Here is a 14,275-nt window from a genome sequence, read left to right as displayed (position 1 = left end):
ATCCTGGCCAATGTAGCCGCAAACGGTTGCACCGGGAGGGTCCGATGATCTCACGCAGGCTGATACTGGGCGCGGCGGGCATGCTGGCCGCGCCGTCCATCGCATCGGCGCAGGGCGCCTGGCCGAACAGGCCCGTGAGGATCGTCGTGCCCTTCGGCCTGGGCGGCTCCGCCGATGTCGCGGCGCGCTTCCTGGGCGAACAGTTGCAGCAGGCGCTGGGCCAGCCCTTCGTGATCGAGAACCGGCCCGGTGCCGGCGCGGTGATCGGCACCGATGTCGTCGTGAAGTCGGCGGCGGATGGCTACACGCTGCTGCTGATGTCGAACACCCATACGGCGAACGAGACGCTGCTGCCCCAGCGCCCCTACCAGCTGATGCGGGACCTGGCGCCGGTCGCGGCGATCAACGTCGCCTATCACGTGCTGGCCGTGCATCCCTCCATCCCCGCCAACACGGTGCCGGAACTGATCGCGCTGCTCCGCGCCAATCCCGGGCGCTACGACTACGCCTCCTCCGGCCCCGGCACGCCCTATCACGTCGCCGGTGAGGTCTTCCTGGCCATGGCCGGCGTGCAGGCGCAGCACGTGCCATTCCGCGGATCCAACGAGGCGCGCACGGCGCTGATCGGCGGCCAGGTGCCCATCATGTTCGACGCCATCCCGACCATGCGCGAGCAGGTCGCCGCCGGCCGTGTCCGCGCGCTGGCCACCACGGGCCCGACGCGCAGCCCGCTGATGCCGGACGTGCCCGCGGTGGCGGAGGCGCTGCCGGGCTATGAGGCCAGCATCTGGCTCGGCCTGATGGCGCCGATCGCCACGCCGCAGCCCGTCAAGGACAGGCTGCATGCGGAGGTGAATCGCATCCTCGCCCTGCCGGCCACGCAGGAAGCGCAGGCCCGCGCCGGCGCCGCGCCGATGCCCATGTCCATCGCGGAGTTCGACGCCTTCCTGCGTCGCGACATCACCCGCCAGGCGGAATACATCCGCATGGCCCGCATGACCCCGTCGTGAGCATCACCTTCACCCTGAACGGCGCGGCCGTCACCGTGCCGATCGAGGAGGAGGCGCCGCTGCTGGCCGCGCTGCGTGGCCCGCTCGGCCTGTCCGGCACCCGCTTCGGCTGCGGGCAGGAACAATGCGGCGCCTGCCTGGTGCTGGTCGATGGCGAGCCCGCCTATGGCTGCACGCTGCATGTCGGCGCGGTGACGGGACGCCGCGTGACGACGGTGGAGGGCCTCGGAACGCCGGCGGCGCCGCATCCCTTGCAGGCCGCGTTTCTCGAATTGCAGGCGGGGCAATGCGGATTCTGCCTCTCCGGCGTCCTGCTGCGCGCTTCCGTCCTGCTGCGCGACAATCCCGATCCCACAGAGGATGACGTCCGCGCGGCGCTCGATCCGCATCTCTGCCGCTGCGGCAGCCACAACCGCATCATCCGCGCCGTGCTGCGTGCGGCCGCTCAAGGCCAGATGGCATGAACCTCGCCTTCCGCAACGCCGTGCAGGGCGGCGACGACAAGCCGAAGCTGCCGGGCAGCCTGCATGTCAACCGCCGGCTGGATCAGTGGCTGTCCATCCAGCCCGAAGGCACGGTCACGATCACGCCGGGCAAGGTGGAGTTGGGCCAGGGGATCGTCACCGCGCTCGCCCAGATCGCGGCGGAGGAACTGGACGTCGCCCTGCCGCGCATCGTCATGCGCCCGGCCTCGACGCCGACGAGCCCGGATGAGGCGGTGACCAGCGGCAGCCTCTCCGTGCAGGAATCCGGCATGGCCATCCGCCATGCCTGCGCCGAGGCGCGCGCGATTGTCGTCGGTGTCGTGGCGCAGAGGACCGGCGTTTCGCGTGACGACATCGCCGTGCGGGACGGCGATTTCGTCGCCCCTGATGGGCGCTTGCTCGGTTCCTACTGGTCCATGGCCGATGCCGCGCTGCTGGCGGTGGAGGCCACGCCGGGCGACCGCGCCAAGCCCGCCAACGCCCGGCGCATCGCCGGCACCTCCGCGGCTCGGCTCGACCTGCCCCCCAAGCTCTTCGGCCAGCCGCGCTTCGTGCACGATATGCGCCTGCCCGGGATGCTGCATGCCCGCATGGTGCGCCCCGCCGCGCGCGGCGCGACGCTGGCCGCGCTGAAGGACGGCCCCTTGCCCGGCGGTGCCACCATCTTCCGCAGCGGCAGCGTCCTGGCCGCCTTGGCCCCGCAGGAACACCACGCGGAGGCCGCCGCCGCGCGCCTCGCCGCCCGTGCGACCTGGAACGCAGAGGACACGCTGCCGGAGGAGCACGCGCTGGAAGCCTGGATGGAGTCCGCGCCGCGCGAGGATTCCACAGTGCTGGAGCGCAGCGCCGAGACGCCCGCGCCAACGCGCACCATCCGTCGCCGCTTCTTCCGCCCCTTCATCACGCACGGCTCCATCGGCACCTGCTGCGCCATCGCACAGTGGCACAACGACACGGTCGAAATCTGGTGCCACAGCCAGGGCATCTACAATCTCCGCGCCGATCTGACGAAGGCGCTGCGCATCCCCGCCGACAACATCATCCTCCATCACGTCGAAGGTGCCGGCTGCTACGGCCATAACGGCGCCGACGACGTGGCGCTGGACGCCGCGCTCATCGCCCGCGCCCATCCCGGCACGCCGATCCGCGTGCTGTGGTCGCGTGCCGAGGAACTGGCCTGGGGCCCTGCCTCCCCCGCCATGATCGTCGATGTGGCGGCGGAGGCCGATGAGGCCGGCACGCTGCTCCGCTGGTCGCAGCAGGTGCTGTCCAACGGCCATTCCGGCCGGCCGGGCCGGGGCGCGCTGCCGACCCTGCTCGCGGCCTCCATGATGGAGGATGGCTTTCCCGTCCCGCCCGCCATCAACCCGCCGCTGGCCGGCGGTGGCGGCGCGCAGCGCAACGCGGTGCCGCCCTATCGCGTGCCGGCGCTGCGCGTGGACATGGCGCGAATCACCGCCATGCCGATCCGCGCCTCCGCGCTGCGCGGCCTCGGCGCGCTGGTGAATGTCTGGGCGATCGAGAGCGTGATGGATGAACTCGCCGCGCAGGCCGGCGAGGACCCGCTCGCACATCGCCTCCGCCACCTCGACGACGCCCGGTCGCGCGACGTGCTGGCGCGCGCTGCGCAGATGGCCGATTGGCCGAACCGCCAGAAGCGGGAAGGGGTCGGCATGGGCCTCGCCGTCTCCCGCTACAAGGGCAGCGGCGCCTGGTGCGCGGCCGTCGCGGAGATCGAGGCCGGCGAGCGCATCCGCTGCCGCCGCCTCTGGCTGGCCGCCGATGTGGGGGAGGTCGTGAACCCCGACGGCTCGCTGAACCAGATCGAGGGCGGCGCCATCCAGGCGACCTCGCTCTGCCTGCTGGAGGCCGTGCGCCACGATGCGCGCAACGTCACCTCCGACAGCTGGGAAAGCTACCCCATCCTCCGCTTCAGCGACGTGCCGCGCGTGCAGGCCGAATTGATTGCGCGGCCGGAGGCGCCGCCGCTCGGCGCCGGCGAATGCAGCCTCGGCCCCGTCATCGCCGCCATCGCGAATGCCATCGCCGATGCACTCGACGTGCGCGTCACGCGCTGGCCCTTCACGCCCGACAACATCGCCCGCGCCATGGATGAAGCATGACCCAGCTCTCGCTCGCCTGCACCCTTACCGATCGCACGCGGGCCGTGGTGGAGGGGCGGATCAAGGTCGAGGGCTTCGACATCGCCTTCACGCCCGGTGAGCCCGAGGACCTGTTCCGCATCGCCATGCGGGAAGCCCGCTACGACATCACGGAGATGTCGATGGGCAGCCACATCCTTTCCGTCGCGCGCGGTGACAGCCGCTACATCGGCGTGCCCGTCTTCCCCTCCCGCGCGTTTCGCCACTCCGCCATCTACATCCGCACGGATCGCGGCATCGCGGGGCCGAAGGATCTGGCGGGGCGCGTGATCGGCCTGCCGGAATACCAGCAGACCGCGGCCGTCTGGGTGCGCGGCGTGCTGCGCGACTACTACGGCACGGATCTGTCGGGCATCACATGGAAGGTGGCGGGCGAACGCACGCCCATCGTGTTGCCGCCGCACATCCGCAAGGAAAGCATCGCGGAGGGCCAGACGCTCGACGCCATGCTCGCCGCAGGCGAGATCGACGCCGTCATCGCGCCGCGCCCGCCGGCCTGCTTCGTGAACGGCACGGCGCCCGTCGCGCGCCTCTTCCCCGATTTCCGCAGCCATGAGGAAGCCTATTTCAAGGCCACGGGCTTCTTCCCGATCATGCATTGCATCGCCATCCGGCGTGATGTGGCGGCGGCGAACCCTGGCCTGCCCATGGCGCTGTTCAACGCCTTCTCCGCCGCCAAGGCCCATGCGCTGGCGGAGGCCGCGATGGTGAACGTGCTGCGTGTCTCCATCCCCTGGATCGCGGCCGAGGTCGCGAGGCAGACCGAATTCATGGGCGGCGATCCCTGGCCCTACGGCTTCCAGCGCAACCGCGCGGAGGTCGCCGCCATGTGCCGCTTCTCGGCCGCCGATGGCCTCACTTCCCAGGACGTCGAGCCGGAGGCACTCTTCCACGAGACGACGCACGGCGTGTAGCGCCGGCGTCCCAACGGGAGGATAACCATGGTCCGGATCAACCGGCGCGCCCTGCTGGGCGCTGCCACGCTGCTCGCCGCGCCGCGCCTTGCCGCCGCGCAGACCAACGTCGTCCGCATTGTCGTGCCTTTCGGGCCGGGCGGCTCCACCGATGCGGTGGCGCGGCTGGTGGCGCCCGGGGTCGGCGCGAAGCTCGGCGTCACCGTGGTGGTGGAGAACCGCTCCGGCGCCGCGGGCTCCATCGGTGCCGACATCGTCGCCAAGGCGCGGCCCGATGGCCTGACCTGGATGCTCACCTTCGACAGCCACGCCACCATCCCGGCGCTGCTGCGCAACCCGCCGCTCAACGTGCTGACGGATCTCGACCCCGTCATGCTGATCGGCGGATCGCCCTATGCCGTCGCCTGCAAGCCGGACAAGCCCTTCCGCACGATGGCGGAGGCTGTGGCGGCGGCGAAGGCGCGACGGGACAGCGTGTCCTACGGCTCCACCGGCAACGGCACCATCGGCCACCTGACGATGATCCGGCTGGGCGACAAGGAAGGGACGAGCTTCCAGCACGTGCCCTATCGCAGCGGCGGTCTCGCGGTGAACGATGCGGTCGCCGGCCATGTGGACATGATGATCGGCAGCGCCGCGCTGATGCTGCCGCATATCACCGGTGGCTCGCTGCGCCCGCTGATGCAGTTCGGCCCCTCCCGCCTCTCGGGCCTGCCGGATACGCCGACCTGCGGGGAGGCCGGCTATGCGGGGCTGGAGGCCGAGGCCTGGTGGGGCGTCTGGGGCCCGAAGGGCACGCCGCCCGCCGCCATCGCTGCCATGAACGCCGCGCTGCGCGAAGCGCTGACCGAGGAGCGCGCCCGCCGCGTGATGACGGAAACGCAGCAGGCCCGCCTGGTGCTCTCCTCGCCCGAGGAATTGCGGACCTTCTTCGCCCAGCAGGTGGAAACCTGGGGCGCGATCGTGCGCGCCAACAACATCCAGCCGGATTGACCCCATGTCCTTCGACCGCCTGCCTGCCGATGTGCTCGCCCGCTTCGCGAAGCTGCCTTCCTCCTCCGTCTCCGATGCCTGCGACAAGCTCGGCATCGCGGGCCAGGTGGATGGGCTGAAGCCGATGCTGCAGGGCGCGCGCATCTGCGGGCAGGCGGTCACGCTGCGCTACCTGCCGGTCGGCCCGGCGGGCGGCACGGTGGGGGATTTCCTGCATCTCGCCGGAAAGGGCGACGTCGTCGTCATCGACAATCGCGGGCGGCTGGACTGCACGGTCTGGGGCAACATCCTGACGGAGTTCGCCAAGGCCCGCGGCGTGGCCGGCACGGTGATCGATGGCGTGAACCGCGACGTCACCGAAAGCCGTGACTACGGCTATCCCATCTGGTCCCGCGCCAGCCATTCGCGCACGGGCAAGGACCGCGTGGCGCTGGATGCCACCAACGTGCCCGTCGTGCTCGGCCATGTCCGCGTCGATCCCGGCGACGTCATCTGCGCCGATGACAGCTGCGTCGTCTGCGTGCCGCTGACGCGCGCGCTCGATGTGCTGGGCGTCGCGGAATCGATCGAGGCGAAGGAGGAGCTGATCCTCCAGGACATCCGCGCGGGGCTGGACCTGGCGGAGGCGCGGCGCCGCCACGGCTACTACGCGCTGCAGACCCCCGGCGCGGGTTGATACCAACGGCCCTTTCGCGTGACCGCTTCAGGGCCCCTCAGACGCGTCGTGCCGGAGGCACGCCTGCGGCGTGACCCATAAGCGGCGGCGCCCATTCGGGCGCTCGGACCGGTCAAACGACCGGTCCGCCGGTATGCTCCCGCACCAGCAACGTCGTCACGCTATCCCGGTACCGCGCCAGGCCCCGGCTTTCGAAGCCGAGCTTGGCCGCCACCCGCAGCGATCCCAGATGGGCGGGATCGATGATGCAGAAGCAGGGGCCGCGCAGCCACTCCAGCGCCGCCGTCGCGGCCTCCGTCGCCAGCCCGTGCCCCTGCGCGGCCGGCGACAGCACCCAGCCGATCTCCGGAAGGGCAGGGGGCGCGGGGTCCATCGGGCGATGGAAATCGGCGAAGCCGACATCGCCGAGATAGGCGCCGCTCCCGCGCTGCTCCACCGCCCAGTAGCCGAAGCCCAGCAGCGGCCACAGCCCGCCATAGCGCAGCAGCCGCGCCCAGCTCTCCTCCCGCGTCGCGGGCTTGCCGATGAAGCGCGTGACGGCGGGATCGGCCCAGAGGGTGGCCAGCGCCTCGAAATCCTCGACGCGATGCGGGCGCAGCTTCAGCCGGGGCGTTTCCAGGACCGGGATCATGCCAGGGCCCGCCGCAGCAATTCGGCGAAAAGCGCCTCCCGCGCCGTGCGCCGTTCCTCGAACAGCCGCTCGCCCTGCGCGCGCATGGCGTCCCGATCCACCACGCCGGGGGGCGAGAGGCTGGCCCAATTGTCCATCAGCGCCGGCGTGGCCTCCGGGTGGAACTGCACGGCGATGGCGCCGGGCAGGGTGAAGCACTGCACCGTGCCGGCATCGCTTGCCAGCACCGTGGCCTCGGGCGGAGGCGTGATGACGTCGCCATGCCAGCGGGGCCAGGGCCCGGCGAGGAAGGGTTCGGAAGTCTCCTCATTCCCGATCCAGCCGCGATGGAAGACGCCCTCGGGGTGGCGCCCCACGCTGCCGCCCGCGGCCGCCGCGATCATCTGCGCGCCGAAGCAGATGCCGATGGTCGGGCGCCGCGCCGCCAGGCGCTTCGCCACCATCGCGCGCTGCGCGTCGATCCAGGGATGCGCCGCGCCTTCATAGACCCCGCGCGGCGATCCCAGCATCACCACCAGGGCCGCCTCCTGCATCTGCGCGTCGGTCACCTCGCTGCCCGCGACGACCTCCAGCTCATGCCCCTGCGCTCGGAGCCAGTCGCCGAAGGCGCCCTCCGGCGCCGTCTCGCTGTTGCGGACGACGAGGATCCTCATGCGATCCCCCGCGCCGCGTCGCGGCCGCGCAGCCAGTGCAGGATCGGCAGCGCCGCCAGCACCATCCAGGCCTTGCCCAGCACCTGGCCCGCCATGAAGTCGAGGCTGCCGAAGGCCAGCCAGAGGAACACCGCGCTGTCCACCACCAGCCCCACCGCGCCGCTCGCGGCCACCGCCAGCACCAGGCCGCGCTTCTGCAGCGGCGTATAGACCGCGAGGTCCGCAAGCTCCGACAGCAGGAAGGCCAACGCCGAGGCGACAACCAGCGCCGGCGGCGCCAGCAGCGCCGACAGCGCCGCCCCCGCGATCACCGCCCCGAAGGCCCAGCCCAGTCCGAGCCGCCGCTGCACCAAATCCCGCAGCACCAGCGCGAGGCCGATCATCAGCACGCCTGACGGCGCCATCACCCCCGGCGCCACCGGCACCAGGCAGGGCCCGTTCGGCACGCAGACCGTCCCCGCGTTCCCGATCAGCCAGTTCGCCGCGGGGATGCAGAGCCCGAATCCCGCGAGGAACAGGAAACCCTCCATCCTCGGCGTCATGCCGCCACCCACTTCCGCCATCCCTTCTCACGCAATTCGCAGGCCGGGCAGTGCCCGCAGCCCGCGCCCCATTCATGCGGCGTGCGGTCGCCGAGGTAGCAGGAATGGGTGATGGTGCGGATCGCCTCCACCAGCCCATCCCCGCCGAGGTCCCGCGCCAGCTGCCAGGTCGCCGCCTTGTCCCGCCACATCAGCGGCGTGTGCAGCACGAAGCGCTTCTCCATGCCGAGGTTGAGTGCCACCTGCAGCGCCTTGATCGTGTCGTCCCGGCAATCGGGATAGCCGGAATAGTCCGTCTCGCAGACGCCCGTGACGATGTGCTTCACGCCGCGCCGGAAGGCGAGCGCCGCGGCGAAGGTCAGGAAGATGAGGTTGCGGCCGGGCACGAAGGTGTTGGGCAGCCCGCCCGTCTCCATCTCGATCGCGACGTCGCGGGTCAGCGACGTCTCGCTGATGGAACCCAACGCATCGATTGTCAGCACATGGTCGGCGCCAAGGCGCGATCCCCATACCGGATGCGCGGCGACATGGTCGCGGAAGGCCGCGCGCGTCTCCAGTTCCACCACATGGCGCTGGCCGTAGTCGAACCCCAACGTCTCCACGCTGTCGAAGCGGTCCAGCGCCCAGGCCAGGCAGGTCGCGCTGTCCTGCCCGCCGGAGAACAGCACCAAGGCTTTCCCGTCACCCATCACGCCAACCTTTCGCACGCCCATCGCGCGCATTCCGCGACGGTCTCATCCGCATCATTGCAGAGGCGTCGCGCCGTGTCGCGCAGCGCCGGATCGCCACTGTTGCCGATGGCGACCAGCACGTTGCGGACGAAGCGGTCGCGCCCGATGCGCTTGATGGGGCTGGCGCTGAACAGCGCGCGGAACGCGGCATCATCCAGCGCCGCCAGTTCCGCCAGCTTCGGTGCGGTCAGCGCCGCGCGCGGCGCAAGCGCGGGCTCTTCATGCACTCGGGCAAACTTGTTCCAGGGGCAGACCGCCAGGCAGTCGTCGCAGCCATAGATGCGGTTGCCCATCTTCGGCCGAAGCTCGTGCGGGATCGGCCCGTGATGCTCGATGGTCAGGTAGGAGATGCAGCGCCGTGCATCCAGCCGGTAGGGCGCCGGGAAGGCTTCCGTCGGGCAGGCGCGGAGGCAGGCGTCGCAACGGCCGCAATGGTCGCGCTCGGGCTCGGCCGGCGCCAGGTCGAGCGTGGTGAAGACCTCGCCCAGGAAGAGCCACGACCCGAACTGCCGCGACACCAGGTTGGTGTGCTTGCCCTGCCAGCCCAGCCCCGCCTGCTGCGCCAGCGGCTTCTCCATCACCGGCGCCGTGTCCACGAAGACCTTCAGCTCGCTTCCCTTGAACCGCCCCGCGATCCACCCGCCGAGCTGCTTCAGCCGCCCCTTCACCAGGTCGTGGTAGTCGCGGTTGCGGGCATAGACGCTGATCGTGCCGCGGTCGCGCCAGGCCAGGCTCTCCATCGGGTCCCGGTCCGGCCCGTAATTCAGGCCGAGCGAGATCACGCTCACCGCCTCCGGCCACAAGGCCTTCGGATGCGCCCGCTGGTCCGCGCGCGCCTCCATCCAGCCCATGGACCCGTGATGCCCCGCGGCCAGGAAGGCGCCCAGCCGCTTTCGCGCCTCCGGCGCCAGCTCTGCCCGCGCGAAGCCCACGGCGTCGAAGCCGAGCGCCATGGCCCGTTCCCGTATCGCGTGGCGGGCGTCAGCCCCGCCCACGATACCCCGGCACGTCCTGCGCCGGCACCCAGACGCCAGCCGGCGGCTCCCCCGTCGCGTAGAACACGTCGATCGGGATGCCGCCCCGCGGATACCAGTAGCCGCCGATCCGCAGCCACTCCGGGTCCAGCTCCTCCACCAGGCGCCGCGCGATGCCGACCGTGCAGGCCTCGTGGAAGGCGCCGTGGTTGCGGAAGGCGGTCAAATAGAGCTTCAGGGACTTGCTCTCCACCAGCCAGTCCCGCGGGACATAGTCGATGACGAGATGCGCGAAATCCGGCTGGCCGGTCATGGGGCAGAGGGAGGTGAATTCCGGCGCCGTGAACCGCACGCAATAGCGCTGGCCCGGATGCGGGTTCGGCACGCGTTCCAGCACTGCCGCCTCCGGCGTCGCCGGCTGCGCGGTCATCTGGCCCAGCATCGTGAGCCCGCTCGTATCCGTCGAAATCGAAGGTCCAGCCACCGCCCGCTATCCGCTACGCTGATCGGCGGCGCCTATAGCAGCGCGGGAAGGATGGGGCGAGGATGCGCGTGATACTGGCCGTGCTGGGCCTGCTGGCGGCAACCCCGGCGCTTGCCCAATCCCCCATCACGGCCTGGTGCGGCGGCGGCGTCACCGGCGGCGGGGGCGGCACCCGAATCATGCCGGACGGCACCATCATCCGCCTCAACCGCGCCACCGCGACGGCCAACCAGACCATCACGCCCCTCGGCCAGGACCAGGCCGCCTATGCCCGCTGGAACGAGGCGCTGGCCCGGGCCGGCTTCGCGACGATGAGACGCGGGGAGTTCAGCAACATGACCTGCTCCCTCTCCCAGGACCGCACCACGGTCCTCTGGCCGATCAACGCACCGCCGCCGGCGCTGGCGGAGGTGTTCCGGGAGATGCAGGGGTGGCGGCCGTGAGCGGGCTGGACGCTGGTGGGTAGCGCCGGGGAGGGGCTGCGCGCCCCTCCCCGGACCCCGCCCGCGCCAGGAGGCAACGGCCTCCTGGACCGCGAGGTTTTGGACGGTGATGGGAGGGGCGCGGAGCGCGCGTCGAACACGCGGGCGCTCAACGCCCCTCCCATCACCGTCCAGTCACATGGGGTCGAGGGGCCCGCTGGCCCCTCGCGGGGAAGGGGTACGGGGAAGGGGCGGAGCCTCTTCCCCGGGCTCACCGGCGCCACTCCACCCCGCCTCGATCGCCCGCGCCTCCTCCTCGAACCGCCCCGCCAGGATCGCCGCTCGCAGCCGCGCCGTCAGGGTCTGGTAGTAGCGGATGTTGTGCCAGGTCAGCAGCATCGGCCCCAGCATCTCCTCCGCCTTGATGAGGTGGTGGATATAGGCGCGGGAGTGGTTGCGGCAGGCGGGGCAGTCGCAGTCGGGGTCGATCGGCCCCGTGTCTTCCGCGTGCTTCGCGTTGCGCATGTTGAGCACGCCGCGGCTGGTATAGGCGCGCCCGGTCCGGCCGGATCGGGTCGGGATCACGCAGTCGAACATGTCCACGCCGCGGCGGATGGATTCGATGAGGTCGGAGGGCGTGCCGACGCCCATGAGATAGCGCGGCGCGTCCTTCGGCAGTTGCGGCGTGGTGAAGTCCAGCACGCGCAGCATCTCCGCCTGCCCCTCGCCAACGGCCAGGCCGCCGATGGCATAGCCTTCGAAGCCGATGGCGGTCAGGGCCTGGATGCTTTCGGTGCGCAGGTCCTCGAAGGTGCTGCCCTGGACGATGCCGAACAGGCCATGGCCGTCCCGCGGCTTGAAGGCGGCGCGGGACCGCGCGGCCCAGCGCATGGACAGGCGCATGCTTTCGGCCGCCTGGTCATGGGTGGCGGGGTAGGGGGTGCATTCGTCGAAGCACATGGTGACGTCGGCGCCCAGCAGGTGCTGGATCTCGACGCTGCGTTCCGGCGTGATCCGGTGCTTGGAGCCATCGACGTGGGACTGGAAGGTGACGCCATCGGCATCGAGCTTCCGGAGCCCCGCCAGCGACATCACCTGGTAGCCACCGCTGTCGGTCAGGATGGGGCCGTGCCAGTCCATCATCCTATGCAACCCGCCGAGGCGCGCGACGCGCTCCGCGCCCGGGCGGAGCATGAGGTGGTAGGTGTTGCCCAGTACCATCCGCGCGCCGGTGCTGCGCACCGCGTCGGCCGTCATCGCCTTGACGGTGCCGGCGGTGCCGACGGGCATGAAGACCGGCGTCGGCACCTCTCCATGCGCGGTCATGAGGGTGCCGGCGCGGGCGGCGCCGTCCGTCGCGGCCATCTTCCAATGCAGGGTCACGCGGGGATGTCCTGGTCGCAGCGGAACAGCAGGCTGCCGTCCCCGTAGGAGAAGAAGCGGTAATCCTGCGCCACGGCGTGCGCATAGGCCTGCCGCATCCGCCGCGTGCCGGCGAAGGCGGAGACCAGCATCAGCAGCGTGGACTTCGGCAGGTGGAAGTTCGTCAGCAGCGCGTCGATGGCGCGGAAGCGGTAGCCCGGCAGGATGTAGAGCCCCGTGAGCCCCCGGAAGGGCGCCACCGTCCCATCCTCCCGCGCCGCGCTCTCCGTCGTGCGCAATGCGGTGGTGCCCACCGCCACCACGCGCCGCCCTTCGGCGCGCGCGGCGTTGATGGTGGCGGCCGCTTCCGCGGAGACGTCGCACCATTCCTGGTGGATATGATGGGCACGGGGGTCGTCCTCCCGCACCGGCAGGAAGGTGCCGGCGCCGACATGCAGCGTGACGGTCGCGCGGCGGATGCCACGTGCCTCCAGCGCCTCCAGCAGCCGCGGCGTGAAGTGCAGGCTGGCGGTGGGGGCGGCGACCGCGCCGGGACGTTCGGCGAAGATGGTCTGGTAGTCCGTCACATCCTCCGCACCCGGCTTGCCGTCGCGATGGATGTAGGGGGGCAGGGGCACCTCTCCCGCTTTCTCCAGCGCGGCCGCGAGCGCCGCCTGGTCGAGCCCGAAATCGAGCAGGGCAGAGCCGCCATCGCGCTCCACCACGCGCGCTTCGCAGCCCTCCGCCCCCTCGATCGTCACGGTGTCGCCGGGGCGCAGCCGCCGGGCGTTGCGGACCAGCGCGTGCCACAGCCCGCCGCCTTCCGCCCTGTTGAGCATGATCTCGACCCGCGCTTCGCCACGCCGCCCGTGCAGCCGCGCGGGAATCACGCGGGTGTCGTTCACCACCAGCACGTCGCCGGGATCGAGCAGGGAGGGGAGGTCCAGCACCCCCCGATCCTCCAGCCGCCCGTCGCCCACCACCAGCAGACGCGCGGAGTCACGCGGCCGGGCAGGGGCCTGGGCGATCAGGCGCTCGGGCAGGTCATAGTCGAAATCCCCGGTCCGGAGCGGTTCGGGGGTCGGCGGGGCTTCCGGCATGGCCGCGGCATGTGGCCCGCCCCCCGGCCCTTGTCCAGCGCGGACCGCCATGGATGCGTCATGCAAGGCCGCCGCAGCCTGCGGTAGAAGGGCGCGCCGTCCCTTCGTCGCGGAGTCCCCGATGCGCCGCCTTGCCCTTTCGCTGCTTCTCCTGGCCGGGTTCTCGCCGCCCGCCGCGGCACAGACGCCCGCCGAGGCGCCCTTCAGCTTCACCGCCTTCGGCGACATGCCCTATTGCCTGCCCACCGCGCCGCAGGATTGCGCGGCGGAGCATGGGCGCGTCGCGCGCCTGGTCGGCCAGATCAACGCCACCCGCCCGGCCTTCACCCTCTATGTCGGGGACACCAAGGGCGGCAGCGAGGTCTGCACGGATGACACGGTGCTGCGCGCCTTCTCCTTCTTCGGCCTGGCCACGCATCCGCTGATCTACACGCCCGGCGACAATGAATGGACGGATTGCTGGCAGGACCGCGCCGGCCGCTTCGACCCGCTGGAACGCCTGGCCCTGATCCGCGCCCGCTTCTTCGCGGATAGCCGCAGCCTCGGCCGGCAGCGCATGGCCCTGGTCCGGCAGGCGGATACGGACCCGGCCCACCGCCTTTACGTGGAAAATGCCCGCTGGCAGCACGGTGCCGTCACCTTCGTGACGCTGCATGTACCGGGCTCCAACAACAACCGCCCGACCGAGCCCGGGGAGGCGCCGGCCATCCTGCCGCCCGCCGGCGCCAGGGAGGAATACCAGGCCCGCAACGCCGCCAACCTCGCCTGGCTCTCCGCCGCCTTCGCCGAGGCCAATCGCGCCGGATCCCGCGCCGTGGTCATCGGCACCCAGGCGGACCTTTTCTACGTCCAGCGCTGCGGCCGCGGCTATGACAGCGGCTACGGCGACATCCGGGCGGCGATCGGGCGGGAAGCGGCCGCCTTCGGCAAGCCGGTGCTGCTGATCAACGGCGACAGCCATTTCTGGCTGCAGGACCGCCCCATCGCCGGCGCGCCCAACCTGACCCGCATCATGGTGCCCGGGGAGCAGGACATCCGCGCCGTCCGGATCGAGGTCGATCCCGCTGCCGCCGATCCCTGGCGCTTCTCCCTGATCGGGTCAGACGACCGCCCCGCCCGCGCGGGCTGCTGACTGC

16 protein-coding genes are annotated in these 14,275 nt (G+C 71.3%); 8 read left to right on the top strand and 8 right to left on the bottom strand.

Annotated elements, in window-relative coordinates:
- Positions 1–44: 44 nt before the first annotated feature.
- The 6 genes from G3576_RS01230 to G3576_RS01205 are packed head-to-tail and all read left to right on the top strand — an operon-like array spanning position 45 to position 6,240.
- Entirely contained in the window at positions 45–1,010 is a 966-nt protein-coding gene (locus tag G3576_RS01230; RefSeq protein ID WP_164692500.1) for a Bug family tripartite tricarboxylate transporter substrate binding protein, read from the top strand.
- The gene (locus tag G3576_RS01225) at positions 1,007–1,474 is read left to right on the top strand and encodes a (2Fe-2S)-binding protein (RefSeq protein ID WP_164692499.1); all 468 of its coding nucleotides are present in this window, start codon (positions 1,007–1,009) and stop codon (positions 1,472–1,474) included. Before G3576_RS01230 ends, G3576_RS01225 begins: the two co-directional genes overlap by 4 nt.
- Entirely contained in the window at positions 1,471–3,618 is a 2,148-nt protein-coding gene (locus G3576_RS01220; RefSeq protein ID WP_164692498.1) for a molybdopterin cofactor-binding domain-containing protein, read from the top strand. The genes G3576_RS01225 and G3576_RS01220 overlap by 4 nt, the downstream gene beginning before the upstream one ends.
- Positions 3,615–4,571 (top strand): substrate-binding domain-containing protein, encoded by a 957-nt coding sequence (locus tag G3576_RS01215; RefSeq protein WP_164692497.1) that lies wholly within the window; start codon positions 3,615–3,617, stop codon positions 4,569–4,571. Before G3576_RS01220 ends, G3576_RS01215 begins: the two co-directional genes overlap by 4 nt.
- Before the next feature lie 27 nt (positions 4,572–4,598).
- Positions 4,599–5,564, top strand: coding sequence for a Bug family tripartite tricarboxylate transporter substrate binding protein (locus G3576_RS01210; RefSeq protein ID WP_164692496.1), 966 nt, complete (start codon positions 4,599–4,601; stop codon positions 5,562–5,564).
- Positions 5,565–5,568: 4 nt separating this feature from the next.
- Complete coding sequence (locus G3576_RS01205; RefSeq protein WP_164692495.1) at positions 5,569–6,240, top strand: RraA family protein; 672 nt, start codon at positions 5,569–5,571, stop codon at positions 6,238–6,240.
- Between the two features lie 112 nt (positions 6,241–6,352).
- On the opposite strand, the gene G3576_RS01200 is transcribed toward G3576_RS01205, so the two are convergent.
- From G3576_RS01200 to queF, 6 genes are read right to left on the bottom strand one after another with little or no spacing between them, the layout of a single operon-like run.
- Positions 6,353–6,871, bottom strand: coding sequence for a GNAT family N-acetyltransferase (locus tag G3576_RS01200; RefSeq protein WP_164692494.1), 519 nt, complete (start codon positions 6,869–6,871; stop codon positions 6,353–6,355).
- Positions 6,868–7,524 carry a type 1 glutamine amidotransferase gene (locus G3576_RS01195; RefSeq protein ID WP_164692493.1) on the bottom strand — a complete coding sequence of 219 codons (657 nt, stop codon included), beginning with the start codon at positions 7,522–7,524 and terminating at the stop codon, positions 6,868–6,870. The genes G3576_RS01200 and G3576_RS01195 overlap by 4 nt, the downstream gene beginning before the upstream one ends.
- Entirely contained in the window at positions 7,521–8,066 is a 546-nt protein-coding gene (locus tag G3576_RS01190) for a VUT family protein (RefSeq protein WP_207622598.1), read from the bottom strand. The genes G3576_RS01195 and G3576_RS01190 overlap by 4 nt, the downstream gene beginning before the upstream one ends.
- Positions 8,063–8,755: a 7-cyano-7-deazaguanine synthase QueC gene (gene queC / locus G3576_RS01185; protein WP_164692491.1), complete on the bottom strand. Its 693-nt coding sequence runs from the start codon at positions 8,753–8,755 to the stop codon at positions 8,063–8,065. The genes G3576_RS01190 and queC overlap by 4 nt, the downstream gene beginning before the upstream one ends.
- Positions 8,755–9,792 carry a tRNA epoxyqueuosine(34) reductase QueG gene (queG, locus tag G3576_RS01180; RefSeq protein ID WP_328728230.1) on the bottom strand — a complete coding sequence of 346 codons (1,038 nt, stop codon included), beginning with the start codon at positions 9,790–9,792 and terminating at the stop codon, positions 8,755–8,757. Before queG ends, queC begins: the two co-directional genes overlap by 1 nt.
- The gene (gene queF / locus G3576_RS01175; RefSeq protein WP_164692489.1) at positions 9,779–10,213 is read right to left on the bottom strand and encodes a preQ(1) synthase; all 435 of its coding nucleotides are present in this window, start codon (positions 10,211–10,213) and stop codon (positions 9,779–9,781) included. Before queF ends, queG begins: the two co-directional genes overlap by 14 nt.
- A 104-nt stretch (positions 10,214–10,317) precedes the next feature.
- Between queF and G3576_RS01170 the strand changes: the two genes are divergently transcribed.
- Positions 10,318–10,698, top strand: coding sequence for a hypothetical protein (locus tag G3576_RS01170; RefSeq protein WP_164692488.1), 381 nt, complete (start codon positions 10,318–10,320; stop codon positions 10,696–10,698).
- 174 nt (positions 10,699–10,872) lie between these two features.
- Here G3576_RS01170 and tgt read toward each other — a convergent pair whose 3' ends face one another.
- Both tgt and queA read right to left on the bottom strand, forming a co-directional pair.
- On the bottom strand, positions 10,873–12,042 hold the full coding sequence (gene tgt, locus G3576_RS01165; protein ID WP_164693270.1) for a tRNA guanosine(34) transglycosylase Tgt: 1,170 nt from the start codon (positions 12,040–12,042) through the stop codon (positions 10,873–10,875).
- A 14-nt stretch (positions 12,043–12,056) separates the two neighbouring features.
- Positions 12,057–13,139: a tRNA preQ1(34) S-adenosylmethionine ribosyltransferase-isomerase QueA gene (gene queA, locus G3576_RS01160; RefSeq protein WP_164692487.1), complete on the bottom strand. Its 1,083-nt coding sequence runs from the start codon at positions 13,137–13,139 to the stop codon at positions 12,057–12,059.
- A gap of 121 nt (positions 13,140–13,260) precedes the next feature.
- Here queA and G3576_RS01155 point away from each other — a divergent pair, with 121 nt between their 5' ends.
- Positions 13,261–14,271, top strand: a complete 1,011-nt coding sequence (locus G3576_RS01155) for a hypothetical protein (protein ID WP_207622597.1) — start codon at positions 13,261–13,263, stop codon at positions 14,269–14,271.
- Positions 14,272–14,275: the final 4 nt, after the last annotated feature.

The organism is Falsiroseomonas algicola (assembly GCF_011040385.1).
GTDB lineage: Bacteria > Pseudomonadota > Alphaproteobacteria > Acetobacterales > Acetobacteraceae > Falsiroseomonas > Falsiroseomonas algicola.
Note: the sequence above shows the minus strand (reverse complement) of the source record. Positions and strands in the feature narration are given on the sequence as shown.